We start from the raw sequence: 25366 nt of genomic DNA, 5'->3' as shown, positions 1-25366 counted from the left end.
CCCGAATTTTTTGCACAACCCCTTTTTTTGATCTTTTTAATCGACTGGCGAGTTTTCACTCTTTTCGCTGCGATCGCGAGCGATCCGCTCAAAAATCATCTTGTTTATCCGCCTTTTAAGCCGCAGGCTTGGGTAAAAACGTAAAAGGAGAAGATCATGTCCACAGCCCTACGACCTTATAAGAACCATTTCCCGCAACAAGGCGATCGCGTGATGATCGATAGCAGCAGCGTGGTGGTGGGTGAAGTACAACTCTACGATGACGTTAGCATCTGGCCGCTGGTTGCGATTCGTGGTGACGTCAATAAAGTGGTGATAGGCAAAAGAAGCAATATCCAGGATGGCAGCGTACTGCACGTCACTCACAAGTCCAGCAGCAATCCGGAAGGTTATCCGCTGATTGTTGGCGAAGATGTCACGGTAGGGCATAAAGCGATGCTGCACGGCTGCACTATCGGCAATCGCGTACTGGTTGGTATGGGATCCATTCTGCTGGACGGCGTGATCGTTGAAGATGATGTGATGATTGGCGCTGGCAGTTTGGTGCCGCCAGGTAAACGACTGGAAAGTGGCTACCTGTATTTAGGCAGCCCGGTTAAGCAGGTCCGCCCACTCAGTGAAGCGGAAATCGCCGGGCTGCTTTACTCATCCAATAACTATGTCGGTTGGAAGAATGAATATCTCGCTCAGGAAAGCCAATCTCATTCCTGATCGCCAATTTTATCCCTGCTGCATCGACTGCTTTAGTTTGGCTATCACTGGCGTGATCTCTGGCATCACGCCATGCCATAAATGGAAAGCGTGAGCGGCTTGCCCTACTAACATGCCAACACCATCCGCCAGCTGCTGCGCGCCCTGCTGCTGGCACCACAGTAAGAATGGCGTCAAACCTTGTTGATAAAACATGTCATAACACCGCGTTTGCGCATTAATTAGCGATGTGGCTAACGCCGGAACTTTGCCATCAACACCGCTCGAGGTCGCATTAATGATCAGATCAAATTGCTGATCCGTTAATTGCTCAAAGCTGGCCGCTTTGATATCCCCGCTATGCTGGAAAATCTCTGCCAGCTGCTCGGCGCGTGCCACGGTGCGATTCACTACCACCAGCGAACATCCGAATGAGAGCTGCGGCAGGATTACGCCACGCGCAGCACCACCGGCGCCCACCAGCAGAATTCGATCGCCTGGATGGATCATCTGCAGTCGTTCCAGATCGCTGAGCAAGCCGATGCCATCGGTGTTATCGCCGAAGATCTTGCCCTGCGCATCTTTCTTTAACGTATTAACCGCACCAGACAATGCCGCTCGCTCGCTAAGCTCATCGGCAAATTCCCACGCCTGCTGTTTAAAAGGCAGCGTGACATTGGCACCTTTGCCGCCATGCGCAAAAAAATCGGCGATCGACTGAGGAAAACCCTCAAGTGGCGCGCACTCCTTGCCATATTGATGCTCAATGCCGGTTTGCTCAGCGAACAAGTTATGAATGAAAGGAGATTTGCTATGCGCAATCGGGTGACCAAATACGGCAAAATTTTCCATGCGTTAGCCCTGACGAATAAGTTCACCGCTAATAACGTCGCGGATTTCAGAAGGATTCAGTCGCCCACCCGTTTCAGCATGTAAGACCGGGAACTGCGGACCAAATTGCATAGCAACCTCTTCCGCATTACGACAAGGCGGTTCGCCGGAAAGATTGGCGCTGGTCGAAACCAGAGGTTTACCAAAACCGCGACACAAAGCCTGTACGTCCGGATGATCGCTAACGCGAATGGCCAGTGAGTCAAAACGCCCCGTTAACCAACGCGGCGTATGTGGCGAAGCTGGCACTACATAGGTTACCGGGCCAGGCCAACTGGCAAACATACGCTCGCGCTGCAGCACAGAGAGTTCACGGTCGGCGATATAAGGTTCCAGCTGCGCGTAATCGGCTGCAATCAAAATGAGTCCCTTCTCGACTGGACGCTGCTTGAGCGCCAAAAGCGCCATTACGGCATTCTCGCTGTCGGGATCGCAGCCCAATCCAAATACGGCTTCGGTTGGATAGGCGATAACTTCCTGTTGCTGTAGCCTCTCAATGCAAAAATCGAGACTACCCGCTGAATACTGGCTTGGCTTCATGATGATGATGCGTCCTGGACAATGGGCTTACCGCAGCGTTTGCTGGCGCAGAAGCGCTTCATGCCTTGTGCGGTTTTCTTCTCTATTAATAAAGGGAACTGGCAATGCGGGCAAACGCCTTCAACCGGCGCTGCGTTAAGGACAAACTGGCAATCTGGATAGCGATCGCAAGAGTAGAAGGTTTTGCCATAGCGCGAGCGCCGCTGTACCAGTTTACCGCTCTGACATTGCGGACAGGCGATAGCTGTTTCATCAGGCTTGTCGATAGTTTCGGTGTAATCACATTCCGGGTAGTGACTGCAACCCACGAACATGCCAAATCGCCCCTGACGCAGAACTTTGTCTGCGCCACACTGGGGGCATGCATGGCCTTCCAGCACTTTAACGACGTGTCCATCTCCCTGACTTTTCAGCGGGCGAATGTAATCGCAGGTTGGATAATTTACACACCCCAGAAAAGGGCCGTGTTTGCCGGAACGTATGACTAATTCTGCCCCGCAAGCGGGGCAGGGTTCATGTTTAGGCACGGAGAATAGTGCTGATTTACTCATATTACCGGTTGCATCAATCGCAAATTATTAATGCAGCATACCTTCATTGACGTCGAATAACAGTTCTTCCATTTGCTGATAGGCGTTTTCACATCCAGGGATGTTAAATAGCACCATCAACACCACCCATTTGAGATCTTCAAGATCGAATTCGAGGGTATCAAGGGCCATTACACGTTCGATGACCATCTCGCGCGTTTCCATATTCAGCACCTGGACCTGTTCCAGGAACAAAATAAAACCGCGACATTCTGCATCTAAGCGCTGGTTTTCCTCTTCGGTATAGATTCGCATTGAGAGCGGATCGTTTGCCATGAGTACTGGCGCAACCAAGCCTTCCTGATAATCCGCTAACCGCTCAAGCCAATTCAACGCATTGTAGATATCTTCACGATGAAAACCGGCATCGGTTAAATCATCGGTCAATTTATCCTGATCAACGCGCATTTCAGCTTCGTTGTGGATATACGTCTCAAACAAGTACATAAGTACGTCGAACATGGCATGCCCTCCTCAATCGGACATAGCCGCCGGGTACAGCTGCGATCCATCCTGCTAACTCCAGCTCCAGCAGGTGAACTGCGATAACTGGCACAGGTTGGCCGGCACGTTCAGCGACGACGTCAACAGGTGTAACCTCATCACCTACGTTAGCCAACACAGTTGCAAATGGCAATGGCACATCGTCACTGTGTTGTGAATATATTGTTTCTGAACTGCTATCAGGCAACCATTGCAGCGTTGAATGTAAATCTTCAAGGATATTGTTAGGATGCGCCACCAGCAGCGCGCCTTGCTGGATAAGCCAATGCGTACCTTCACTACCCGGATTGCCTAGCGCGCCGGGTAATGCATAAACGTTACGATTTTGTTCCAAAGCGTAGCGTGCCGTCACCAGCGAACCGCTTTTTAACGTGGCTTCAACTACCAGTACGCCAAGACTTAAACCACTGATGATGCGATTACGCCGCGGAAAGTTAACCGCATGCGGTGCCGTATCAAGGGGGAATTCCGAGATCAGTGCGCCACCGCCAGCGATGATCTCACGTGCTAACGCTTGATGACTTTTAGGGTAGATATGCTGCAGGCCGCTGCCTAATACTGCAACGGTTTTGCCCTGCACTTCTAACGCGGCCCGATGCGCCACGCCATCGATTCCGCGCGCAAGGCCGCTGGTGATGGTCAATCCACTTAGCGCTAATTGCTGCGTAAACCAGCTTCCCCATTGCTTACCATAATGCGTGCAGTGACGGCTGCCCACGACTCCGAGTTGGGGCGTCTGCAAGATGTCCATATTTCCCGCGACATACAGCAATGAGGGACGTCGACTGATTTCCGCTAACCCCGAGGGATAATGTTCGTCGATACAGGTAACTAAATGATGCTGTTCATCCTCCAGCCATAGATGTGTTCGTGCTAACTGGCGTGGACAAAGCTCTTTAAACTGTTGTCGCTGGGTTTCGTTTAATCCCTGATCCAGTAACAGATCGTCATCAACCTGAGCATTATCCTGCAATGCCTCAGCTAAATGTCTGACAACTCCAGAGCTTAAGCCTTTCACATTTGCCAGCCTGAGCATCCATTCAATTCTCTCCATGCTGCACTCCCTGTCAGCCGCGCTATCATGCGGTGCAATGCTGTCAATCAGACATCAAAAAGTCTACAATATGAGGCAGTAATCTTTTCTTCAACGCATACAGATCTGGATATTTATGTCAGTTTTGCAGGTATTACATTTCCCTGATGATCGCCTTCGCAAAATCGCTGCGCCGGTGGCAACCGTAAACGCAGACGTGCAGCGTATTGTCGACGACATGTTTGAAACCATGTACGCCGAAGAAGGTATTGGCTTAGCGGCGACCCAAGTCGATATTCATCAGCGCATCATTGTTATTGATGTTTCTGAAAACCGTGACGAGCGTTTGGTGTTGATTAATCCGGAACTGCTGGAAAAAAGCGGTGAAACCGGTATTGAAGAAGGCTGCCTTTCCATTCCTGAGCAACGTGCTTTTGTGCCGCGCGCAGAGTGGGTCAAAGTGCGTGCGCAGGATCGTGACGGCAAAAGCTTTGAGCTGGAAACCGACGGTCTGCTGGCGATTTGCATCCAGCATGAAATCGATCATCTCGATGGCAAACTTTTCATTGATTATCTGTCGCCACTGAAACGTCAGCGTATCAAACAGAAACTGGAAAAATTGGCCCGCCTAAACGCACGCGAAGATTAAGTGCTCATTGAAGGTTAAACTGTGTCTGCACCGCTCAAAATTATCTTTGCCGGTACACCTGACTTTGCAGCGCGTCATTTAGACGCGCTACTTGCTTCTGAGCATCAGGTTGTTGGCGTCTTTACCCAGCCCGATCGTCCAGCCGGACGCGGCAATAAGCTTACGTCAAGCCCGGTCAAAGTCCTGGCACAGACGCACGATATTCCGGTATTTCAGCCGAAATCCCTGAAGCCTGAAGAGAACCAGCATCTGGTTGACGATCTGCAGGCCGATATCATGGTGGTGGTCGCTTATGGCTTGATCCTGCCAAAAGCCGTGCTGGCGATGCCGCGCCTGGGTTGTATTAATGTGCATGGTTCGCTGCTGCCACGCTGGCGCGGTGCTGCACCCATCCAACGCTCTCTCTGGGCTGGCGATACCGAAACCGGTGTCACCATTATGCAGATGGATGTTGGCCTCGATACCGGCGACATGCTGCATAAACTCTCCTGCCCAATTACGGCTGAAGACACCAGCGCGTCGCTGTATGAGAAGCTGGCGCAACTCGGCCCGCAAGGCATGCTGTTAACGCTGGATCTGCTAGCAAGCGGTAATGCCAGGCCAGAAGTTCAGGATGAAGCGCTGGTCTCTTATGCTGAGAAACTGAGTAAAGAAGAAGCGCGTCTTGATTGGTCACTTTCAGCAGCGCAGTTGGAACGTTGTATTCGTGCCTTCAATCCATGGCCAATGAGCTATTTCATGATTGAAGAGCAACCGGTAAAAGTCTGGCAGGCAACGGTTTTGCCGCATCAGAACAAGCAACCCGGTGAAATCGTCCATGCTGATAAACAAGGCATTCAGATCGCAACGGCCGATGGTGTGCTGAATCTGGTATCGCTGCAACCTGCCGGTAAAAAAGCCATGTCCGCTCAGGACCTGCTCAATTCGCGCCGCGAATGGTTCGTACCTGGAACCGTTCTGGCCTGATCCTCCAAGCCCGGTTTGACCGGGCTTTTTGTTTGATGAAATAACATGAAAAAAGCTACCAACTTGCGCAGCCTGGCCGCGCAACTCATTGAACGCGTTGTGGACAAAGGCGAATCGCTAAGTGCCATTTTGCCAGGCGCGCAAAAGAACCTATCCGATAAAGATGGCGCGCTGCTGCAAGAACTCTGTTTTGGCGTGATGCGCACGCTGCCGCAGCTGGAAGCCTTAATCGGCAAACTGATGGAGCGCACCTTAACCGGTAAGCAGCGAGTGTTGCATTATCTGTTGATGGTTGGCCTCTATCAGCTGCTATATACCCGCGTGCCGGCCCATGCGGCACTGGCAGAAACCGTGGCGGGTGCTGAAGTGCTGAAGCGCACGGCTTTAAAAGGCCTGTTAAATGGCGTGTTGCGCCAGTTCCTGCGCCAGCAAGAAGCGCTGTTAGCCGAAGTCGATCAGGGCTCGCAACGTTACTGGCATCCAGGCTGGTTGCTGAAACGTCTGCAAGCGGCATGGCCAGAACAGTGGCAACAGATTGTTGAAGCTAACAATCAGCGACCGCCGATGTGGCTGCGCGTCAATCGCCAGTATCACAGTCGCGATGCCTGGCTGGCGCTATTGCAGGCAGAAGAGAAAGTTGCTTTTCCTGGCGATGCACAAGATGCATTGCGACTGGAATCACCCGCTCCAGTCAGCCAGCTGCCGGGTTTCGATCAAGGTTGGGTGACGGTGCAGGATCTTTCTGCACAACGTTGCGCACTGCTGCTTGAGCCAAAAGATGGGGAAACTATTCTCGATCTCTGTGCTGCTCCGGGTGGTAAAACCACGCATATCCTCGAAATCGCCCCGCAGGCCAAAGTCTTAGCCGTCGATGTTGACCCGCAACGCCTGCTCCGTGTGCATGAGAACTTACAGCGCATGGGCATGCAGGCCGAAGTGCGTCAGGGCGATGGTCGTACACCGGCAGAATGGTGTGGTGATATGCAGTTTGATCGTATCCTGCTCGATGCGCCCTGCTCTGCCACGGGCGTTATTCGCCGCCATCCAGACATCAAGTGGCTACGTCGCGATCGTGATATTCCTGAGCTGGCGATTCTACAGCGCGAAATACTTGAGGCCGTCTGGCCGCGTCTAAAATCTGGCGGCACGATGATATATGCCACCTGCTCAATATTGCCGGAAGAGAATCACAATCAAATCAGCGCCTTTTTGGCAGCGCACAGCGACGCCGTGGCCGAAACGTTACCACAGGGCCAGGCTAATGGCTGGCAGGTTTTCCCGGCCATCGATGGCGGCGACGGCTTCTTCTACGCTAAGCTGATGAAAAAATAGTGCTGCGCACACTGACAAGAGCATCTAAGCCATGAAAATCATTATCCTCGGCGCCGGCCAAGTCGGCGGAACCCTGGCAGAAAATCTGGTCGGGGAAAATAACGATATTACCGTCGTCGATAGCGATGCGACGCGTTTACGCGTATTGCAGGACAAATTTGATCTGCGCGTCGTGCATGGTCACGGATCACATCCGCGTATTTTGCGTGAAGCCGGTGCTGAAGATGCGGATATGTTGGTGGCGGTAACCAACTCCGATGAAACCAACATGGTGGCTTGTCAGATTGCGTATTCCCTTTTCAATACGCCCAATCGTATCGCGCGTATTCGCGCCGCTGAATACTTACGCGATGCTGAGAAGCTGTTTGTACCTGAAGCCGTACCAATTGATCATCTGATCTCTCCTGAGCAGTTGGTGATCGACAATATCTACCGCCTGATTCAGTATCCTGGCGCACTTCAGGTAGTGAATTTTGCCGAAGGCAAAGTGAGCCTCGCTGTGGTTAAAGCCTATTATGGCGGACCGCTGGTCGGGAATCCTTTGTCGATCATGCGTGAACATATGCCGCATATTGATACGCGAGTCGCGGCGATTTTTCGTCAGGATCGTCCCATTCGTCCCCAGGGTTCTACGATTGTGGAAGCCGGCGATGAAGTGTTCTTTATTGCCGCGAGCCAACACATCCGCGCGGTGATGAGTGAAATGCAGCGTCTGGAAAAACCGTATAAGCGCATCATGTTAGTTGGCGGCGGAAATATCGGCTTTGGATTGGCGCAGCGCCTGGAAAAACAGTACAGCGTGAAGTTGATCGAACGTAATCAACAACGCGCGGCAGAACTGGCAGAACGTTTGCACGATACTATCGTGTTTTACGGTGATGCCTCGGATCAGGAATTGCTGGCCGAAGAGCATGTCGATCAGGTGGATCTCTTCATCGCGGTCACTAACGACGATGAAGCCAATATTATGTCGGCCATGCTGGCTAAGAAAATGGGTGCGAAAAAAGTAATGGTACTGATCCAGCGCCGCGCCTACGTCGATCTTGTTCAAGGCAGCGTGATCGACATTGCGATCTCGCCGCAACAAGCCACGATCTCGGCGCTGCTAAGTCACGTACGTAAAGCCGATATCGTGGGCGTGTCCTCACTGCGTCGCGGTATTGCAGAAGCAATCGAAGCGATCGCACACGGCGATGAAACCACCTCACGCGTGGTTGGGCGTTTAATAGAAGATATTAAGTTGCCGCCGGGAACCATTATCGGTGCTGTGGTGCGCGGTGATGAGGTGATCATCGCCAATGATAATGTGCGCGTCGAACAGGGCGATCACGTAATTATGTTCCTGACGGATAAGAAGTTTGTGCCCGATGTTGAGCGCCTGTTCCAGCCAAGTCCATTCTTCCTGTAAAAGCTGCGGGCGAAAGCCCGCCGTGAAAATTTCGCTTAATCCATTGTTCTAATGGCAATTGCACAAAGGTTTGTTAGACTTTAGCCATTGGCCAAGGCAAGGAGATAACAATGAGTTTATTCAAAGAGTTTCGTGATTTTGCAATGCGCGGGAACGTGGTTGATCTGGCGGTAGGTGTCATCATCGGTGCCGCTTTTGGTAAGATTGTTTCTTCACTGGTCGCCAATATCATCATGCCGCCACTTGGCTTGCTGATTGGTGGCGTCGATTTCAAACAGTTTAAATGGATATTAAAACCGGCAGAAGGTGATATTCCTGCTGTGGTAATGGAGTACGGTAACTTTATTCAGACCGTGTTCGATTTCGTTATTGTTGCCTTCGCGATATTCCTGGCAATTAAAGTAATGAACAAGCTGTATCAGAAAAAAGAAGTTGAGAAAGCGGCACCTAAGCCGACGAATGAAGAGTTACTGCTCACTGAAATCCGTGACCTGTTAAAACAACAAAATCACGATAAATTATAATAAAAAAGCCGCCCACGTAAGGCGGCTTTTTTGTCTTTAAAGAAGAAGGCCAGTGATAAACTTTTCTGCTTATCACTGGCCTCCCAGTTACGTCCTTTGCCATGTTTGTCTTTACGTTGATAGCTGCCCTTTCCTTTCTGATTCTTCTCAATGCGCTGCCTAAACAGTGGATCATGTAATAATGCTTCCAGTGCATTATCGTTGATTTTACCTTTTTGGTGCTGATAGCGAGTCATCCCGTCCTCCGGTTATTAATGGTGCAACTATATTCCTTCCACCGCAAAATTCAATCCTTACTACAACAAATTTCAGGCTGCGGCTCCTCACCTCTCTCCAGAGCTTCAAGTATTGAACAGCAAGCGCTGCTATGTATGTCGCCGCAGCAGGTTTCAGCTAAACGATGCAATGAACGTTGAATCGTCTGTAGTTCTGCAATCATGCCATTCACTTCATCCAATCGTTTCGCCACAATGGCTTTGGATTCCTGGCAAGTATGATGTTCAGGATCGATGCGGATCGACAATAAACCACGGATTGACTCTAAGCTAAATCCAAGTTGGCGACCATAACGAATAAAACGCAGCCGCTGTAAATCATCGTCGCTATAAAGACGAAAGCCGCCCTCAGTGCGTACCTCATGATTCATCATCTGCTGTTTTTCATAAAAGCGGATGGTGTCTGGCGTCACATCCGCCATTTTTGCCAGCTGGCCAATCCGATACATGCTATTTCTCCCGCTGCAAATGATGATGGATGTTATCGTTATACTCGCCGCGCAAAAATTCGGTACTGATTCCGGCTTGCTGGAGTTTTATTTCTAGCAAAGCTAAGCGTTTCGACAGTTCTCGCGCCTTGCCATCGTCAGGATCCAGTTCGCGTAGCAGATCGTTTACCGCCAATGCTTCTCGACGCATTTCAAGTTCCGGAGGTAAGTAACCAGAATTTTTCAACAGCCGATATGCCGTGCGCAATTCAACTGGCACTCCGCTGTCATCATCTAGCTGTAAAGGTGCACCTTCGCCGGGCAAATTACTCAGCTCGCCCTTTTCCTGAGCTTCACGTATGTGTTGCTCTACAAGTTGATCAATTAGCCACATAAGGGAGTTCCTGATAGGTGTATCAGCCATCAGCATAGCGAAAGGGGAGTAAATGGAAAGGAATTACGGACAATAAAAAACCCGCCGAAGCGGGTTTTTTACGATACTGCAAATTACTCTGCAGTAGCTTCTGCTTGAGCTTCTGGACGATCAACCAGCTCGATGTAAGCCATCGGAGCGTTGTCACCAGCACGGAAGCCACACTTCAAAATGCGAGTGTAACCACCGGCACGGCTCGCGAAACGCGGGCCCAGCTCGTTAAACAGTTTTGCCACGATCTCGTTATCACGAGTGCGGGCGAATGCCAGACGACGATTAGCTACGCTGTCGGTCTTGGCAAGAGTAATCAGCGGCTCAACTACGCGGCGCAGCTCTTTGGCTTTCGGCAGAGTCGTCTTAATGATCTCATGACGAACCAGAGAACCAGCCATGTTGCGGAACATAGCCTGACGATGGCTGCTGTTGCGGTTCAGTTGACGACCACTCTTACGATGGCGCATGACCTTATCCTTCTCAGTGAAACCTTAACCTGTGATCGGGTTATTCATCAGCAATGCTTGCTGGTGGCCAGTTTTCCAGGCGCATGCCCAGAGACAAACCACGTGAAGCAAGCACATCTTTAATCTCGGTAAGAGATTTTTTACCCAGGTTAGGCGTTTTAAGCAGCTCAACCTCGGTACGCTGTACCAGATCACCGATGTAGTGGATAGCTTCTGCCTTGAGGCAGTTAGCAGAGCGGACAGTCAATTCCAGATCGTCAACAGGGCGCAGCAGGATCGGATCGAATTCTGGTTTCTCTTCTTTTACTTCCGGCTGACGTACATCACGTAAGTCAACGAAAGCTTCCAGTTGTTCTGCCAGGATGGTTGCCGCACGACGAATCGCCTCTTCAGGATCGATTGTGCCGTTGGTTTCCATTTCGATGACCAGCTTGTCCAGGTCGGTACGCTGTTCTACACGCGCTGCTTCAACATTGTAGGCAATACGGTCTACAGGGCTGTAGCAAGCGTCAACCAACAGACGGCCGATTGGGCGCTCATCTTCTTCCGAATGAATTCGGGCAGAAGCCGGCACATAACCACGACCACGCTGAACTTTGATACGCATGCTAATAGATGCGTTTTCATCGGTCAGGTGGCAGATCACATGCTGCGGCTTGACGATTTCAACATCACCGTCGTGGGTGATGTCGGCTGCAGTCACAGGGCCAATGCCAGATTTATTCAAAGTAAGGATGACTTCATCTTTACCTTGAACTCTTACCGCCAACCCTTTCAGGTTAAGCAGGATTTCCAGGATATCTTCCTGTACGCCCTCTTTGGTGGAGTACTCATGAAGCACACCATCAATCTCAACCTCGGTCACCGCGCAACCCGGCATGGAAGAAAGCAGAATACGGCGCAGTGCGTTGCCAAGAGTATGGCCAAAGCCACGCTCTAACGGCTCAAGGGTCACCTTGGCGTGCGTCGAACTCACTTGCTCGATATCTACCAGGCGCGGTTTTAGAAACTCTGTCACAGAACCCTGCATTGTGTCCTCTCTTTGGTACTAAGCTTTACTTAGAGTAAAGCTCGACGATCAGGTGTTCGTTAATGTCCGCAGACAGATCAGTACGTTCAGGAATACGCTTGAACACACCTTCCATCTTAGTAGCATCAACTTCCAGCCAGGTTGGCTTTTCACGCTGCTCAGCCAGCTCCAGAGCGGCCTTCACGCGAGATTGCTGTTTGGCTTTCTCACGGATGCTTACGACATCATTCGGAGATACCTGATAAGAAGCGATGTTAACAACGCGACCGTTCACCAGGATAGATTTATGGCTAACCAGCTGACGTGCTTCTGCACGAGTGGCGCCAAAGCCCATACGGTAAACAACGTTATCCAGACGGCCTTCCAGCAGGGCCAGCAGGTTTTCACCTGTGTTGCCTTTCAGACGTGCTGCTTCTTTATAGTAGTTGCGGAACTGACGCTCCAGCACGCCGTACATACGACGAACTTTCTGCTTTTCACGCAACTGGCCGCCGTAGTCAGACAGACGCGGTTTACGCGCACCATGCTGACCAGGTGGTTGTTCAATTTTGCACTTGGTATCGATCGCGCGAACGCCAGACTTAAGGAATAAGTCGGTACCCTCACGACGGCTCAGCTTGAGCTTAGGACCCAAATATCTTGCCATTTTCTTTCTCCAACTAACCTAAAAACGGGCGATTAAACGCGACGTTTTTTCGGCGGACGACAACCGTTGTGAGGGATTGGAGTCACATCAGTAATATTAGTGATGCGGAAACCAGCAGCGTTCAGAGCACGAATTGTTGATTCGCGTCCTGGACCCGGACCCTTAACCATAACTTCCAGATTCTTAATACCGTAATCTTTCACTGCTTCTGCACAGCGCTCTGCAGCTACCTGAGCAGCAAACGGAGTAGATTTACGTGAACCGCGGAAACCGGAACCACCGGCGGTTGCCCAACCCAGTGCGTTACCCTGACGATCAGTAATTGTAACGATGGTGTTGTTAAAAGATGCATGGACATGAGCCACGCCATCTGAGACTTGTTTTCTTACACGCTTGCGTGCACGAACTGGTGCCTTTGCCATTATTTACTCACCCCGATTATTTCTTGATCGGTTTACGCGGACCCTTACGGGTACGTGCATTGGTCTTAGTACGCTGACCGCGAACTGGCAGACCACGACGATGGCGTAAACCACGATAGCAACCAAGGTCCATCAGACGCTTGATGCTCAGGGTGATTTCACGGCGCAGATCACCTTCAACAACGAATTTACCAACTGCTTCACGCAGCTGTTCAATTTGTTCTTCAGACAGCTCTCTGATCTTAACATTTTCAGCAATACCCGTTGAAGCGCAGATGGCTTTAGAACGAGTTTTACCGATACCGAAAATCGAAGTTAATGCGATAACGGTATGTTTTTGATCAGGAATGTTAATGCCTGCTATACGGGCCACTATGCACTCCTATAATTAAACAAATGCGTCCCATGCTGAAAAGCCCGTTTTCAGGATACTCAAATGGTAACGCATCGACATACAAAAGATTGGCTGGCTAATCTAGCCAGCTCAACCCGACTTTGCAAGAAAAATATGTGACAATATCAGCCTTGGCGCTGTTTATGCTTTGGCTCGGCGCTGCAGATCACACGTACGACACCGTCGCGGCGAATGATTTTGCAGTTACGACATAATTTCTTGACGGAAGCACGAACTTTCATTTTTACTCTCCGTAACTTCTCAAGCACCCGAATTAACGGCCGTAGCCCTTCAGGTTAGCTTTCTTCAATGCAGACTCGTACTGACTCGACATCATCAGAGTTTGCACTTGAGCCATAAAGTCCATGATGACGACCACTACGATGAGCAGCGATGTGCCGCCAAAGTAGAATGGAACTTTCATAGCATCACGCATGAACTCCGGGATCAGGCAGATAAAAGTAATATACAGTGCGCCGATTAAGGTCAGACGTGTCATTACTTTATCGATGTACTTCGCCGTTTGCTCTCCCGGACGAATTCCCGGTACGAATGCACCAGACTTCTTCAGGTTATCTGCTGTTTCACGTGGGTTGAAGACCAACGCCGTGTAGAAGAAACAGAAGAAGATGATTGCAGTCGCATAGAGTAGCACATAAAGCGGCTGTCCTGGTTGCAAATACAGCGAAATTGTTGTCAGCCAGTTCCAACCGGTACCGCCCCCGAACCATGATGCTATGGTCGCCGGGAACAGAATAATGCTGGAAGCAAAAATAGCTGGGATTACGCCCGCCATATTCACTTTCAACGGTAAATGTGTGCTCTGTGCAGCATATACACGACGGCCTTGCTGACGTTTAGCGTAGTTGACCACAATGCGGCGCTGGCCACGCTCGACGAAAATAACAAAGAACGTCACTGCAAATACTAGAACTGCAACCAACAGCAACAGAAGGAAGTGCAGGTCACCTTGCCGCGCTTGCTCGATGGTATGGCCAATGGCCGGCGGGAGTCCCGCAACAATACCTGCGAAGATAATGATCGAGATACCGTTACCGATACCTCGCTCAGTAATCTGTTCGCCCAGCCACATCAGGAACATTGTCCCAGTAACCAGACTTACAACAGCGGTAAAGTAGAATGCAAAGCCTGGATTCATTACCAGCCCCTGCATTCCAGGCATATTCGGTAAACCGGTAGCAATACCGATCGACTGGAATACAGCCAGAACCAGTGTGCCGTAGCGAGTGTACTGGCTAATCTTGCGACGACCAGCTTCACCCTCTTTCTTAATCTCAGCTAACGCTGGATGAACCACCGTCAGCAGCTGGATAATAATAGAAGCCGAAATATACGGCATGATACCCAGAGCGAAGATTGAGGCACGACTGAGAGCACCACCAGAGAACATGTTGAACATTTCAATGATGGTACCACGCTGTTGCTCAAGCAGTTTGGCAAGTACAGTGGCATCGATACCGGGGATTGGAATAAAAGAGCCAATTCGGAAGACAATGAGTGCACCGATTACAAACAACAGTCTGCGCTTCAGTTCACCAAAGCCACCTTTGGCACTTTGAAAATCTAATCCCGGTTGCTTTGCCATCTGCTACTTATTCCTCGATTTTACCGCCAGCAGCTTCGATTGCAGCACGAGCACCTTTGGTGACACGCAGACCGCGAACCGTTACCGGTGCAGAAACTTCACCAGAAAGAATCACTTTCGCGAATTCAATCTGAACACCGATAATATTGGCCGCTTTCAGCGTATTCAGGTCAACAATACCGCCTTCAACTTTCGCCAGATCAGACAGACGAACTTCTGTCGTGATCATTGCTTTGCGAGAGGTGAAACCGAATTTCGGCAGACGACGGTACAGAGGCATCTGGCCACCCTCGAAACCGCGACGTACGCCACCGCCAGAACGAGAGTTCTGCCCTTTGTGACCACGACCACCAGTTTTACCGAGGCCAGAACCGATACCACGACCCAGACGCTTAGAAGCGTGTTTAGACCCTTCGGCCGGAGACAGAGTGTTTAAACGCATCTCTTACTCCTCCACTTTCAGCATGTAGGAAATCGCGTTAATCATACCGCGTACAGCAGGCGTATCTTCACGCTCAACGGTGTGATTGATGCGACGCAGACCCAAGCCAACCAGAGTCGCTTTGTGCTTAGGCAGGCGGCCGATTGAACTGCGGGTTTGTGTAATTTTAATTGTCTTAGCCATCGTGATTACCCCAGAATTTCTTCAACGGATTTACCACGCTTGGCAGCGACCATTTCCGGAGAATTCATATTGCCCAAGCCATCGATAGTTGCACGAACCACGTTAATCGGGTTGGTAGAACCATACGCTTTAGCAAGAACGTTATGTACTCCAGCAACTTCTAAAACGGCGCGCATTGCACCGCCGGCGATGATACCGGTACCTTCAGAAGCTGGCTGCATGAACACACGAGAACCTGTGTGAGCACCTTTAACAGGGTGCTGCAGGGTGCCGTGAGTCAGCGCGACGTTAATCATATTGCGACGGGCTTTCTCCATCGCTTTCTGGATCGCTGCTGGAACTTCACGCGCTTTACCGTAACCAAAACCAACGCGGCCGTTACCATCACCCACTACAGTCAGTGCGGTGAAGGAGAAAATACGACCACCTTTTACAGTTTTAGATACACGGTTTACCGCGATCAGTTTTTCCTGCAGTTCGCCAGCTTGTTTCTCGATGTTTGACATCTTAGACCTCTACCTTAGAACTGAAGGCCAGCTTCACGGGCAGCATCTGCCAGTGCCTGGACACGACCATGATATTGGAACCCGGAACGGTCGAAAGAGACATTAGTAATGCCTTTCTCAACAGCGCGCTCAGCCAGAGCTTTACCTACAGCTGCAGCGGCGTCTTTGTTACCGGTATACTTCAGTTGTTCGGCAATAGCTTTTTCTACAGTAGAAGCAGCAACCAGAACTTCGGAACCGTTCGGGGCGATCACCTGTGCGTAGATATGACGCGGGGTACGATGTACCACCAGGCGAGTAGCACCCAGCTCTTTGAGCTTGCGACGTGCACGGGTCGCACGACGGATACGAGCAGATTTCTTATCCATAGTGTTACCTTACTTCTTCTTAGCCTCTTTGGTACGCACGACTTCGTCGGCGTAACGAACACCCTTGCCTTTATAAGGCTCAGGACGACGGTAGGCGCGCAGATCAGCTGCAACCTGACCAATCAGCTGTTTATCCGCGCCTTTCAGCACGATCTCAGTCTGAGTTGGACATTCAGCAGTGATGCCGGCCGGCAGTGCATGGTCAACAGGGTGAGAGAAGCCCAGGGCCAAGCTCACAGAGTTGCCTTTAACAGCTGCACGATAACCAACACCAACCAGTTGCAGCTTCTTGGTGAAGCCTTCGGTAACACCGATAACCATGCCGTTCAGCAGCGCACGAGCAGTACCTGCTTGTGCCCAACCATCCGCATAACCTTCGCGTGGAGCGAAAGTCAGGGCGTTGTCTGCATGCTTAACTTCTACAGCACTGTTGATAGTACGAGTCAGCTCGCCGTTTTTGCCTTTGATCGAAACTTCCTGACCGCTGAGTTTTACCTCTACGCCCGCAGGAACAACGACAGGTGCTTTTGCAACACGAGACATTTTATTCCTCCGATTACGCTACGTAGCAGATAATTTCGCCACCAAGACCAGCTTGGCGCGCTGCACGATCAGTCATGACACCTTTAGAGGTAGAGATTACAGCGATGCCCAGACCAGCCATTACTTTTGGCAGCTCATCTTTTTTCTTATAGATGCGCAGACCTGGACGACTAACACGCTGAATGCTCTCTACCACAGCCTTGCCCTGGAAATACTTTAAAGTAACTTCCAGCTCAGACTTGATATCGCCTTCGATTTTAAAATCTTCAATATAGCCTTCTTCCTTCAGCACGTTGGCAATTGCCACTTTCAGCTTGGAGGAAGGCATAGAGACCGCAACTTTGTTCGCGGCCTGACCGTTACGGATACGGGTCAGCATATCCGCGATCGGATCTTGCATGCTCATCTGTGTTACTCCCGTGATTCAAATGGTGACAATTACCAGCTAGCCTTTTTAAGACCCGGGATTTCACCGCGCATTGCGGCTTCACGGACCTTGATACGGCTCAACCCAAACTTCCGCAAGAAACCGTGCGGACGACCTGTCTGACGGCAGCGGTTACGCTGACGGGAAGGGCTGGAATCACGCGGCAGACTCTGCAGCTTGAGAACGGCATCCCAACGATCTTCGTCGGATGCGTTCACATCAGAAATGATCGCTTTCAGTTCAACGCGCTTGGCGAAGAACTTGTCTGCTAATTTCACACGCTTAACTTCGCGTGCTTTCATCGATTGCTTAGCCATTAAGTAACCCTACCTTACTTGCGGAATGGGAATTCAAAGGCAGCCAGCAGAGCACGGCCTTCATCATCAGATTTCGCAGTAGTGGTAATGGTAATATCCAAACCACGAACGCGATCGACTTTGTCATAATCGATTTCTGGGAAGATGATCTGCTCACGAACGCCCATGCTGTAGTTACCACGACCGTCGAACGACTTAGCAGATAAACCGCGGAAGTCACGAATACGTGGTACAGCAATAGTGATCAGACGCTCAAAGAACTCCCACATACGCTCACCGCGCAGAGTTACTTTACAGCCGATCGGATAGCCCTGACGGATTTTGAAGCCTGCAACTGATTTGCGTGCTTTGGTGATCAGCGGTTTTTGACCGGAGATTGCTGCCAGGTCAGCTGCTGCGTTATCCAGCAGTTTCTTGTCAGCGATCGCTTCACCAACACCCATGTTCAGGGTGATCTTCTCGACCCGAGGGACTTGCATGACAGAATTGTAGCCGAACTCTGTCATGAGTTTCTGGACTACTTCGTCTTTGTAGTAATCATGCAGTTTCGCCATCGTACTACTCCAAATTACTTGATAGTTTCGCTATTAGACTTGAAGAAACGGACTTTTTTGCCGTCTTCGAATCTAAAGCCTACACGGTCAGCCTTGCCGGTTGCCGCATTGAAGAGTGCAACGTTGGAAGCTTGAATAGCCGCTTCTTTTTCAACGATGCCACCTGGCTGGTTCAGGGCCGGAACCGGCTTCTGATGTTTCTTAACCAGGTTGATACCTTCAACGATGACTTTACCAGAAGTCAGGACGTTCTTTACTTTACCGCGTTTACCTTTGTCTTTGCCGGTAAGCACGATAACTTCGTCGTTACGACGGATTTTCGCTGCCATTGCTCGCTCCTTAGAGTACTTCTGGTGCCAGAGAGATAATTTTCATGAACTTTTCAGTACGAAGTTCACGAGTTACCGGCCCAAAAATACGCGTACCGATAGGTTGCTCGCTGTTATTGTTTAAAATAACGCATGCATTACCATCGAAGCGAATGACAGAACCGTCCGGGCGACGAACACCCTTCCTGGTGCGCACCACTACCGCTTTCAGGACATCACCTTTTTTCACCTTGCCACGAGGAATTGCTTCCTTGATGGTCACTTTGATGATATCGCCGACGCCTGCGTAGCGACGGTGCGAGCCACCCAGAACCTTGATACACATTACGCGACGTGCACCGGAGTTGTCGGCGACGTTCAGCATAGTCTGTTCTTGGATCATTTTAGTGCTCCGCTAATGTCAACTACTACTTCGGGACCCAAACCTCAGGTCGTTAAAAAGCCCCATAATTGAGGGCGCGGCATTATAACACCGGTTCTCGCACATGGGTAGAAAAAACGAACGGCTCAGACGAGCCGTTCGTTTTATTTTTTAGAGGAAACGGATTCTATTACAGAACCGCTTTCTCTACAACGCGAACCAGCGTCCAAGACTTAGTCTTGGACAGCGGACGGGTTTCGCGGATTTCAACCACGTCACCAATACCGCATTCATTGTTCTCGTCATGGATGTGCAGCTTAGTCGTACGCTTGATGAATTTACCGTAGATCGGGTGTTTCACGACACGTTCGATAGCAACAACTGCAGATTTCTGCATTTTGTCACTAATAACACGACCCTGCAGAGTACGGATTTTATCGGTCATTACGCCGCCTTCTCAGTCAGTAAAGTCTTAACACGTGCAACATTACGGCGAACTTCTTTCAGCAGATGGGTTTGCTGAAGTTGGCCGGATGCTGCTTGCATGCGCAGGTTAAACTGCTCACGCAGCAGGTTAAGTAGCTCAGTATTCAGCTCTTCAACGCTTTTTTCACGCAGCTCATTTGCTTTCATTACATCACCGTCTTAGTAACAAAGGTGGTTTTGATAGGCAGTTTTGCTGCTGCCAGCTTGAAGGCTTCACGGGCCAATTCTTCCGAAACTCCGTCCATTTCATACAGGACTTTACCCGGTTGAATGAGGGCAACCCAATACTCCACGTTACCCTTACCTTTACCCATACGCACTTCCAGCGGCTTCTCGGTAATTGGTTTGTCCGGGAATACACGGATCCAAATTTTACCTTGACGCTTAACTGCACGGGTCATAGCACGACGTGCTGCTTCGATCTGACGAGCAGTCAGACGACCACGGCCAACAGCTTTCAGACCGAAAGTACCGAAGCTGACATCCGTACCTTGCGCCAGACCACGGTTGCGGCCTTTGTGCACTTTACGGAATTTCGTACGCTTTGGTTGTAACATCAGCGACTCTCCTTACTTACGGCCTTTACGCTGCTGCTTTTTAGGTTGAGCAGCCGGTTCCGGTTGTTCAACAGCAGCCATACCACCCAGGATCTCGCCTTTGAAGATCCATACCTTAACGCCGATTACACCATAAGTGGTGTGCGCTTCAGAGGTGTTGTAGTCAATATCTGCACGCAGTGTGTGCAACGGTACGCGACCTTCACGGTACCATTCGGTACGTGCGATCTCGGCACCGCCCAAACGGCCGCTGACTTCGACTTTAATACCCTTCGCGCCCAGACGCATTGCGTTCTGTACAGCACGCTTCATAGCACGACGGAACATCACACGACGCTCCAGCTGTGAAGTGATGCTATCAGCAACCAATTTAGCGTCCAGTTCCGGCTTACGGACTTCGGCGATGTTGATCTGTGCAGGAACGCCAGCGATTTTCGCGACGACCGTACGCAGTTTTTCTACGTCTTCACCTTTTTTACCGATAACGATACCCGGGCGAGCAGTGTGAATAGTCACACGGATGCTCTTAGCCGGACGCTCGATAACGATACGAGATACAGACGCTTTAGACAGTTCCTTGGTCAGGAACTGACGGACTTTAAAATCGCTGTCCAGGTTGTCAGCGAATTCTTTGGTGTTCGCAAACCAGGTAGAGTTCCATGGTTTTACAATACCCAGGCGAATACCATTAGGATGTACTTTCTGACCCATTGCTAGTCTCCAGAGTCTCAGCGATCGGACACAACCACAGTAATGTGGCTGGTGCGCTTCAGGATGCGATCTGCACGACCTTTCGCACGCGGCATAATGCGCTTCATGCTTGGGCCTTCGTCTACGAAGATTTTCGCGACTTTCAGATCGTCGATATCAGCGCCATCGTTGTGTTCGGCGTTCGCAATGGCAGATTCCAGGACTTTCTTAACCAACACAGCAGCTTTCTTGTTGGTGTAGGTCAGAATATCCAGAGCCTGCGACACTTTCTTACCGCGAATCAGGTCTGCCACCAGGCGAACCTTCTGAGCAGAAGAACGAGCATGGCGATGTTGAGCAATAGTTTCCATCTCTTCCTCCTACTTATTTCTTCTTGGCTTTCTTATCTGCAGCATGGCCGCGATAAGTACGTGTCGGTGCAAATTCACCCAGTTTGTGGCCGACCATTTCGTCGGAAACAAAGACAGGAACGTGCTGACGACCATTATGGACAGCGATGGTCAAACCGATCATGTTAGGGAAGATCGTTGAACGACGGGACCAAGTGCGCAGGGGCTTCTTGTCACCGCTTTCCACCGCTTTCTCTACCTTCTTCAGCAAGTGCAGGTCAATAAAAGGACCTTTCTTGAGAGAACGTGGCATGGCTTATCCTCTAAAATTATTTGCTACGGCGACGTACGATAAATTTATCAGTACGCTTGTTGCTACGGGTCTTCTTACCTTTGGTCTGAACGCCCCACGGAGTTACCGGATGCTTACCAAAGTTACGACCTTCACCACCACCGTGCGGGTGATCGACTGGGTTCATCGCAGTACCGCGAACGGTAGGACGAACACCACGCCAACGGGTTGCACCAGCTTTACCCAGTACGCGCAGCATGTGCTCAGAGTTGCCGACTTCGCCGAGAGTTGCACGACATTCGGATTCAACTTTGCGCATTTCGCCTGAACGCAGACGCAGGGTAACGTAGGAACCTTCACGCGCTACGATCTGCACGTAAGTACCAGCTGAGCGAGCAATCTGACCGCCTTTGCCTGGTTTCATTTCTACGTTATGAACGGTAGAACCCACCGGGATGTTACGCATCGGCAGGGTGTTACCTGCTTTAATCGCAGCATCAACGCCAGATTGAATCTGATCGCCGGCTTTCAGGCCTTTAGGGGCCAGGATGTAACGGCGCTCGCCATCTTTGTACAGAACCAGTGCGATGTTCGCAGAACGGTTCGGATCGTACTCAAGACGCTCAACAACTGCTGGGATACCATCTTTGTTGCGTTTGAAGTCAACAATACGGTAAGCCTGCTTGTGACCACCACCGATATGACGGGTAGTGATACGACCATTGTTGTTACGACCACCGGATTTGCTGTTTTTTTCTACCAGCGGAGCAAATGGTTTGCCCTTGTGCAGCTCTGGGTTCACCACTTTAACTACGTGGCGACGACCCGGAGATGTCGGTTTACATTTAACAACTGCCATTGTCTTTCTCCTCCGACTTACTCAGCGCCGCCGACGAAGTCCAGATTCTGGCCTTCCTTCAGGGTGACGTAAGCTTTTTTCCAGTCGCTACGACGACCGATACGCTGTCCGTGACGCTTAACTTTCCCTTTAACTACTAGGGTGTTTACGTCTTTAACTTCCACTTCGAACAGCTTCTCAACAGCAGCAACGATCTCTGCTTTGGTCGCGTCTTTAGCAACTTTGAGAACGATGGTATTGGTTTTTTCCATCGCAGTAGATGCTTTTTCTGATACGTGCGGTGCACGCACTACTTTCAGCAGACGTTCTTCACGGATCATGCCAGCATCTCCTCAACTTGCTTAACTGCTTCCGCAGTCATAACGACTTTGTCGAAGGCGATCAGGCTAACTGGGTCGATGCCCGCTGCATCACGCACGTCAACCTTGTACAGGTTACGCGCAGCCAGGAACAGATTCTCATCCAGTTCACCGGTGATGATCAGCACATCTTGCAGCGCCATGTCTTTCAGTTTCTGTACCAGCAGCTTAGTTTTAGGCGCTTCTACAGAGAACGTCTCGACAACGATCAGACGGTCCTGACGTACCAGCTCGGACAGAATGCTTTTCAGCGCGCCGCGGTACATCTTTTTGTTAACTTTTTGACTGTGGTCCTGTGGACGTGCAGCGAAGGTTACGCCACCTGAACGCCAGATCGGGCTCTTTACAGAACCTGAACGCGCACGGCCGGTACCTTTCTGGCGCCAAGGCTTTTTGCCTGAACCAGTAACTTCAGCACGAGTCTTCTGCGCACGAGTACCCTGACGAGCACCAGCAGCATAAGCAACAACAACCTGGTGAACCAGCGCTTCGTTGAAATCACGACCGAAGGTAGTTTCGGAAACAGTCAGCGCGCTCTGCGCGTCTTTCAGTACTAATTCCATTGCTATCCCCTTACGCCTTCACAGCTGGTTTAACAATCAGATCGCACCCAGTTGCACCCGGGACGCCACCTTTGACCAGCAGCAGGTTGCGCTCAGCGTCAACACGTACTACTTCCAGGCTCTGAACGGTTACGCGCTCATTACCCAGCTGACCAGCCATTTTCTTGCCTTTGAACACTTTGCCCGGAGTCTGGTTCTGACCGATAGAACCCGGAACGCGGTGTGACAAGGAGTTACCGTGTGTAGCATCCTGGGTACGGAAGTTCCAGCGCTTAACGGTACCTGCGAAACCTTTACCTTTAGAGGTACCGGTAACGTCTACTTTTTTAACGTCAGCGAAAATTTCAACACTGATGCTCTGGCCAACAGAGAAATCTTCACCTTCGGTGCGGAATTCCCACAGACCACGGCCAGCGTCAACGCCAGCTTTAGCAAAATGACCTGCTTCAGGCTTGCTCACACGGCTTGCTTTTTTAGCACCGGTGGTAACCTGAATAGCTTGGTAACCATCGTTGTCCAGGCCTTTGACCTGAGTAACGCGGTTTGCTTCAACTTCGATAACGGTTACTGGGATTGAAACGCCATCTTCAGTGAAGATGCGGGTCATACCCACTTTTTTACCGACTAAACCAATCATTGTATCAACCTCTCAATCGCTCGATGACCTGATTAACCCAGGCTGATCTGCACGTCAACACCGGCAGCCAGGTCCAGACGCATCAGAGCATCAACGGTTTTTTCAGTTGGCTCAACGATGTCTACCAGACGCTTGTGAGTGCGGATTTCGTACTGATCACGCGCGTCTTTGTTAACGTGCGGAGAGATCAGAACGGTAAAACGCTCTTTGCGGGTTGGCAGCGGGATCGGACCACGTACCTGCGCACCAGTGCGCTTGGCAGTCTCAACGATTTCCGCGGTTGATTGATCGATCAGGCGATGATCAAACGCTTTAAGACGGATACGGATTCTTTGGTTCGACATGAGACCAAGGCTCCAAACATTTTATAAACGAAAAGAATTACTACCCGCATCCATTACGATTGATGGAGGAGTGTAATCGTTCAGCATATAACTCCCCAATTGGGAGTATTGTTAGGCGATACATAAACAGCTATCCCCTGCGATTCTGCTCGAATCGCGCCACACCAATATCGGCAGGCCCGCGCATTATACGTAAATCAGTTCAGGAAGCAACCCGTGTTGTGTTTTTAACCACATCAATCTGGTTACAGACCGAAAAAAACCCGCAGCAATCGTTTTGACTGAGCGGGCTTGCGTGACGATGGGCATATGGCTAATGTTCGTTCTGATCTTTTAATTGAGACTGAAGATAATTTTGCAGGCCGAGTTTGTTCACCAGATCGAGTTCCGTTTCCAGCCAGTCTATGTGCCCTTCCTCTTCCGTAAGAATCTCAATCATCATGTCTCTGCTGACGTAGTCATGAACCTTGTCGGCATAGGCTATCGCCTCACGCAAATCCTTTGCGCCTTCCAGTTCTAATGCCAGGTCAGATTGCAGCATTTCCGGCACGTCTTCACCGATGCGTAATCGACCTAGATCTTGCAGGTTAGGAATTCCTTCAAGAAAAAGAATGCGTTCGATATATTTGTCCGCATGTTTCATTTCATCGATTGACTCATGATACTCAACGTCATTGAGCCGGGTCAGACCCCAATTTTTGAACATACGCGCATGAAGGAAGTACTGATTAATCGCAACCAGTTCATTCCCCAGCAATTTGTTGAGATGAAATATGATTTTACTGTCGCCCTTCATTTTTGCTTCCTCCGCTTCCAACTAAATAGAGCGTAGATGCGGATGAAAGGAAGTCAAAAAAACGCGACAGTTATTGTGGGTATTAGGAAGTGCAGAATTACTTTATTAAGCTATCTCTTTGTAGAGCGGCACGTTTTGCAGTTCATCTTCCATAATTTCACGCGCAAACCGCACGCACTTGCCACATTGCTTTCCAATGGGAACCAACTGGCGCAATTGTTGAATCGATTTGGGTTGATAGCGGCGAACCACTTCGCGCAGAGTTTTATCACTCACGGCATTACACAAGCAGACGTACATTTACTGCGGACTCCCGTACAATTTATGATCAAATTGTAAATGAGAATGGTTTTTATTTCAAACGCAGCTTTTATGTGGGATTAATCGAAACGGCAAAATTCAGACATAAAAAAAGAGCACCTAAGTGCTCTTTTTCATGCTGCGATGACTGCCGAAACAGCCATCGACATTAACGCAATTAAGCGATAATTTCAGCAACAACACCCGCACCAACAGTACGGCCGCCTTCACGGATTGCGAAACGCAGACCCTGATCCATAGCGATTGGCTTGATCAAAGTT

The 25366-nt window shown here is 50.2% G+C and carries 44 protein-coding genes and 1 pseudogene; 6 read left to right on the top strand and 39 right to left on the bottom strand.

Annotation, left to right across the window (positions count from 1 at the left end; all coding sequences use genetic code 11):
- The first annotated feature begins 156 nt into the window (after positions 1–156).
- Positions 157–711 (top strand): gamma carbonic anhydrase family protein, encoded by a 555-nt coding sequence (locus tag MWH02_RS22890; protein WP_271461509.1) that lies wholly within the window; start codon positions 157–159, stop codon positions 709–711.
- A gap of 9 nt (positions 712–720) precedes the next feature.
- Here the strand turns inward: MWH02_RS22890 and aroE are convergent, their stop codons facing one another.
- Genes aroE through dprA form a run of 5 tightly spaced genes read right to left on the bottom strand, consistent with a single transcriptional unit; the run spans position 721 to position 4269 of the window.
- Positions 721–1542 (bottom strand): shikimate dehydrogenase, encoded by an 822-nt coding sequence (aroE, locus tag MWH02_RS22885; protein WP_271461508.1) that lies wholly within the window; start codon positions 1540–1542, stop codon positions 721–723.
- Between the two features lie 3 nt (positions 1543–1545).
- A complete protein-coding gene (gene tsaC / locus MWH02_RS22880; RefSeq protein WP_271461507.1) occupies positions 1546–2121 on the bottom strand; it encodes an L-threonylcarbamoyladenylate synthase type 1 TsaC in 576 nt (191 codons plus the stop codon).
- A complete protein-coding gene (locus tag MWH02_RS22875) occupies positions 2118–2672 on the bottom strand; it encodes a DNA topoisomerase family protein (RefSeq protein ID WP_210082075.1) in 555 nt (184 codons plus the stop codon). Before MWH02_RS22875 ends, tsaC begins: the two co-directional genes overlap by 4 nt.
- 27 nt (positions 2673–2699) lie before the next feature.
- Positions 2700–3173, bottom strand: a complete 474-nt coding sequence (gene smg / locus MWH02_RS22870) for a DUF494 family protein Smg (RefSeq protein ID WP_007891699.1) — start codon at positions 3171–3173, stop codon at positions 2700–2702.
- Positions 3145–4269 carry a DNA-protecting protein DprA gene (dprA, locus tag MWH02_RS22865; protein WP_271461506.1) on the bottom strand — a complete coding sequence of 375 codons (1125 nt, stop codon included), beginning with the start codon at positions 4267–4269 and terminating at the stop codon, positions 3145–3147. Before dprA ends, smg begins: the two co-directional genes overlap by 29 nt.
- Positions 4270–4384: 115 nt before the next feature.
- Between dprA and def the strand changes: the two genes are divergently transcribed.
- The 5 genes from def to mscL all read left to right on the top strand — a co-directional run bounded on the left by def (position 4385) and on the right by mscL (position 9127).
- Complete coding sequence (gene def / locus MWH02_RS22860; protein WP_008104717.1) at positions 4385–4897, top strand: peptide deformylase; 513 nt, start codon at positions 4385–4387, stop codon at positions 4895–4897.
- A 21-nt stretch (positions 4898–4918) separates the two neighbouring features.
- Positions 4919–5863: a methionyl-tRNA formyltransferase gene (fmt, locus tag MWH02_RS22855; protein WP_101762571.1), complete on the top strand. Its 945-nt coding sequence runs from the start codon at positions 4919–4921 to the stop codon at positions 5861–5863.
- A 45-nt stretch (positions 5864–5908) separates the two neighbouring features.
- Positions 5909–7195, top strand: a complete 1287-nt coding sequence (gene rsmB, locus MWH02_RS22850) for a 16S rRNA (cytosine(967)-C(5))-methyltransferase RsmB (RefSeq protein WP_101762570.1) — start codon at positions 5909–5911, stop codon at positions 7193–7195.
- 31 nt (positions 7196–7226) lie between these two features.
- Complete coding sequence (gene trkA, locus MWH02_RS22845; RefSeq protein WP_007891694.1) at positions 7227–8603, top strand: Trk system potassium transporter TrkA; 1377 nt, start codon at positions 7227–7229, stop codon at positions 8601–8603.
- A 110-nt stretch (positions 8604–8713) separates the two neighbouring features.
- Positions 8714–9127, top strand: a complete 414-nt coding sequence (gene mscL / locus MWH02_RS22840) for a large-conductance mechanosensitive channel protein MscL (protein ID WP_007891693.1) — start codon at positions 8714–8716, stop codon at positions 9125–9127.
- A gap of 44 nt (positions 9128–9171) precedes the next feature.
- On the opposite strand, the pseudogene MWH02_RS22835 reads toward mscL, so the two are convergent.
- The 34 genes and pseudogenes from MWH02_RS22835 to MWH02_RS22670 form a co-directional block, all read right to left on the bottom strand.
- A pseudogene (locus MWH02_RS22835) lies at positions 9172–9363 on the bottom strand (alternative ribosome-rescue factor A); the annotation flags it as partial.
- Positions 9364–9413: 50 nt separating this feature from the next.
- Positions 9414–9851 (bottom strand): Zn(2+)-responsive transcriptional regulator, encoded by a 438-nt coding sequence (zntR, locus tag MWH02_RS22830; RefSeq protein ID WP_101762568.1) that lies wholly within the window; start codon positions 9849–9851, stop codon positions 9414–9416.
- Position 9852: 1 nt separating this feature from the next.
- The gene (locus MWH02_RS22825; RefSeq protein WP_271461505.1) at positions 9853–10224 is read right to left on the bottom strand and encodes a DnaJ family domain-containing protein; all 372 of its coding nucleotides are present in this window, start codon (positions 10222–10224) and stop codon (positions 9853–9855) included.
- A gap of 113 nt (positions 10225–10337) precedes the next feature.
- Positions 10338–10724, bottom strand: coding sequence for a 50S ribosomal protein L17 (rplQ, locus tag MWH02_RS22820; protein WP_008104728.1), 387 nt, complete (start codon positions 10722–10724; stop codon positions 10338–10340).
- A gap of 40 nt (positions 10725–10764) precedes the next feature.
- Positions 10765–11754 carry a DNA-directed RNA polymerase subunit alpha gene (locus MWH02_RS22815; RefSeq protein ID WP_007891688.1) on the bottom strand — a complete coding sequence of 330 codons (990 nt, stop codon included), beginning with the start codon at positions 11752–11754 and terminating at the stop codon, positions 10765–10767.
- Between the two features lie 25 nt (positions 11755–11779).
- Positions 11780–12400, bottom strand: a complete 621-nt coding sequence (gene rpsD, locus MWH02_RS22810; protein WP_007891687.1) for a 30S ribosomal protein S4 — start codon at positions 12398–12400, stop codon at positions 11780–11782.
- A 32-nt stretch (positions 12401–12432) separates the two neighbouring features.
- Positions 12433–12822 carry a 30S ribosomal protein S11 gene (gene rpsK / locus MWH02_RS22805; RefSeq protein ID WP_004160563.1) on the bottom strand — a complete coding sequence of 130 codons (390 nt, stop codon included), beginning with the start codon at positions 12820–12822 and terminating at the stop codon, positions 12433–12435.
- A gap of 16 nt (positions 12823–12838) precedes the next feature.
- Positions 12839–13195 (bottom strand): 30S ribosomal protein S13, encoded by a 357-nt coding sequence (rpsM, locus tag MWH02_RS22800; RefSeq protein ID WP_034830736.1) that lies wholly within the window; start codon positions 13193–13195, stop codon positions 12839–12841.
- 146 nt (positions 13196–13341) lie between these two features.
- Complete coding sequence (gene rpmJ / locus MWH02_RS22795) at positions 13342–13458, bottom strand: 50S ribosomal protein L36 (RefSeq protein ID WP_004160566.1); 117 nt, start codon at positions 13456–13458, stop codon at positions 13342–13344.
- A gap of 32 nt (positions 13459–13490) precedes the next feature.
- A complete protein-coding gene (gene secY / locus MWH02_RS22790) occupies positions 13491–14822 on the bottom strand; it encodes a preprotein translocase subunit SecY (RefSeq protein ID WP_007891686.1) in 1332 nt (443 codons plus the stop codon).
- Between the two features lie 7 nt (positions 14823–14829).
- The gene (gene rplO, locus MWH02_RS22785; RefSeq protein WP_007891684.1) at positions 14830–15264 is read right to left on the bottom strand and encodes a 50S ribosomal protein L15; all 435 of its coding nucleotides are present in this window, start codon (positions 15262–15264) and stop codon (positions 14830–14832) included.
- Between the two features lie 3 nt (positions 15265–15267).
- A complete protein-coding gene (gene rpmD, locus MWH02_RS22780; protein WP_007891681.1) occupies positions 15268–15447 on the bottom strand; it encodes a 50S ribosomal protein L30 in 180 nt (59 codons plus the stop codon).
- A 5-nt stretch (positions 15448–15452) separates the two neighbouring features.
- On the bottom strand, positions 15453–15953 hold the full coding sequence (rpsE, locus tag MWH02_RS22775; RefSeq protein ID WP_007891679.1) for a 30S ribosomal protein S5: 501 nt from the start codon (positions 15951–15953) through the stop codon (positions 15453–15455).
- Between the two features lie 14 nt (positions 15954–15967).
- A complete protein-coding gene (gene rplR, locus MWH02_RS22770; RefSeq protein WP_008104733.1) occupies positions 15968–16321 on the bottom strand; it encodes a 50S ribosomal protein L18 in 354 nt (117 codons plus the stop codon).
- Between the two features lie 9 nt (positions 16322–16330).
- Positions 16331–16864 (bottom strand): 50S ribosomal protein L6, encoded by a 534-nt coding sequence (rplF, locus tag MWH02_RS22765; RefSeq protein ID WP_008104735.1) that lies wholly within the window; start codon positions 16862–16864, stop codon positions 16331–16333.
- 13 nt (positions 16865–16877) lie between these two features.
- Positions 16878–17270, bottom strand: coding sequence for a 30S ribosomal protein S8 (rpsH, locus tag MWH02_RS22760; protein WP_007891668.1), 393 nt, complete (start codon positions 17268–17270; stop codon positions 16878–16880).
- Positions 17271–17302: 32 nt separating this feature from the next.
- A complete protein-coding gene (gene rpsN / locus MWH02_RS22755; protein ID WP_007891666.1) occupies positions 17303–17608 on the bottom strand; it encodes a 30S ribosomal protein S14 in 306 nt (101 codons plus the stop codon).
- A 14-nt stretch (positions 17609–17622) separates the two neighbouring features.
- Positions 17623–18162 carry a 50S ribosomal protein L5 gene (gene rplE / locus MWH02_RS22750; RefSeq protein WP_007891665.1) on the bottom strand — a complete coding sequence of 180 codons (540 nt, stop codon included), beginning with the start codon at positions 18160–18162 and terminating at the stop codon, positions 17623–17625.
- A gap of 14 nt (positions 18163–18176) precedes the next feature.
- Entirely contained in the window at positions 18177–18491 is a 315-nt protein-coding gene (rplX, locus tag MWH02_RS22745; protein WP_007891664.1) for a 50S ribosomal protein L24, read from the bottom strand.
- 10 nt (positions 18492–18501) lie between these two features.
- Positions 18502–18873 carry a 50S ribosomal protein L14 gene (gene rplN / locus MWH02_RS22740; protein WP_006120590.1) on the bottom strand — a complete coding sequence of 124 codons (372 nt, stop codon included), beginning with the start codon at positions 18871–18873 and terminating at the stop codon, positions 18502–18504.
- A gap of 169 nt (positions 18874–19042) precedes the next feature.
- Complete coding sequence (gene rpsQ, locus MWH02_RS22735; protein WP_007891663.1) at positions 19043–19297, bottom strand: 30S ribosomal protein S17; 255 nt, start codon at positions 19295–19297, stop codon at positions 19043–19045.
- Positions 19297–19485, bottom strand: coding sequence for a 50S ribosomal protein L29 (gene rpmC / locus MWH02_RS22730; protein WP_007891662.1), 189 nt, complete (start codon positions 19483–19485; stop codon positions 19297–19299). The genes rpsQ and rpmC overlap by 1 nt, the downstream gene beginning before the upstream one ends.
- On the bottom strand, positions 19485–19895 hold the full coding sequence (gene rplP / locus MWH02_RS22725; RefSeq protein ID WP_015962145.1) for a 50S ribosomal protein L16: 411 nt from the start codon (positions 19893–19895) through the stop codon (positions 19485–19487). Before rplP ends, rpmC begins: the two co-directional genes overlap by 1 nt.
- Positions 19896–19907: 12 nt before the next feature.
- The gene (gene rpsC, locus MWH02_RS22720; RefSeq protein ID WP_007891660.1) at positions 19908–20606 is read right to left on the bottom strand and encodes a 30S ribosomal protein S3; all 699 of its coding nucleotides are present in this window, start codon (positions 20604–20606) and stop codon (positions 19908–19910) included.
- Between the two features lie 17 nt (positions 20607–20623).
- Entirely contained in the window at positions 20624–20956 is a 333-nt protein-coding gene (gene rplV / locus MWH02_RS22715; protein ID WP_007891659.1) for a 50S ribosomal protein L22, read from the bottom strand.
- Between the two features lie 13 nt (positions 20957–20969).
- Entirely contained in the window at positions 20970–21248 is a 279-nt protein-coding gene (rpsS, locus tag MWH02_RS22710) for a 30S ribosomal protein S19 (RefSeq protein ID WP_001138115.1), read from the bottom strand.
- A gap of 16 nt (positions 21249–21264) precedes the next feature.
- On the bottom strand, positions 21265–22086 hold the full coding sequence (gene rplB / locus MWH02_RS22705) for a 50S ribosomal protein L2 (RefSeq protein WP_007891654.1): 822 nt from the start codon (positions 22084–22086) through the stop codon (positions 21265–21267).
- Positions 22087–22103: 17 nt separating this feature from the next.
- Positions 22104–22406, bottom strand: coding sequence for a 50S ribosomal protein L23 (gene rplW / locus MWH02_RS22700; RefSeq protein ID WP_007891652.1), 303 nt, complete (start codon positions 22404–22406; stop codon positions 22104–22106).
- Positions 22403–23008, bottom strand: a complete 606-nt coding sequence (gene rplD, locus MWH02_RS22695; RefSeq protein ID WP_007891650.1) for a 50S ribosomal protein L4 — start codon at positions 23006–23008, stop codon at positions 22403–22405. Before rplD ends, rplW begins: the two co-directional genes overlap by 4 nt.
- Before the next feature lie 10 nt (positions 23009–23018).
- Complete coding sequence (rplC, locus tag MWH02_RS22690; protein WP_008104741.1) at positions 23019–23645, bottom strand: 50S ribosomal protein L3; 627 nt, start codon at positions 23643–23645, stop codon at positions 23019–23021.
- Positions 23646–23677: 32 nt separating this feature from the next.
- A complete protein-coding gene (gene rpsJ / locus MWH02_RS22685; RefSeq protein WP_006120582.1) occupies positions 23678–23989 on the bottom strand; it encodes a 30S ribosomal protein S10 in 312 nt (103 codons plus the stop codon).
- Between the two features lie 313 nt (positions 23990–24302).
- Positions 24303–24785 (bottom strand): bacterioferritin, encoded by a 483-nt coding sequence (bfr, locus tag MWH02_RS22680; protein ID WP_101762566.1) that lies wholly within the window; start codon positions 24783–24785, stop codon positions 24303–24305.
- 105 nt (positions 24786–24890) lie between these two features.
- Entirely contained in the window at positions 24891–25085 is a 195-nt protein-coding gene (gene bfd / locus MWH02_RS22675) for a bacterioferritin-associated ferredoxin (RefSeq protein ID WP_008104746.1), read from the bottom strand.
- A gap of 178 nt (positions 25086–25263) precedes the next feature.
- Positions 25264–25366: EF-Tu C-terminal domain-related protein (locus tag MWH02_RS22670; RefSeq protein ID WP_500797208.1), on the bottom strand; the 103-nt coding region annotated here is incomplete at its 5' end.

This window comes from Pantoea leporis, from assembly GCF_028048155.1.
Lineage (GTDB): Bacteria > Pseudomonadota > Gammaproteobacteria > Enterobacterales > Enterobacteriaceae > Pantoea > Pantoea leporis.
Note: the sequence above shows the minus strand (reverse complement) of the source record. Positions and strands in the feature narration are given on the sequence as shown.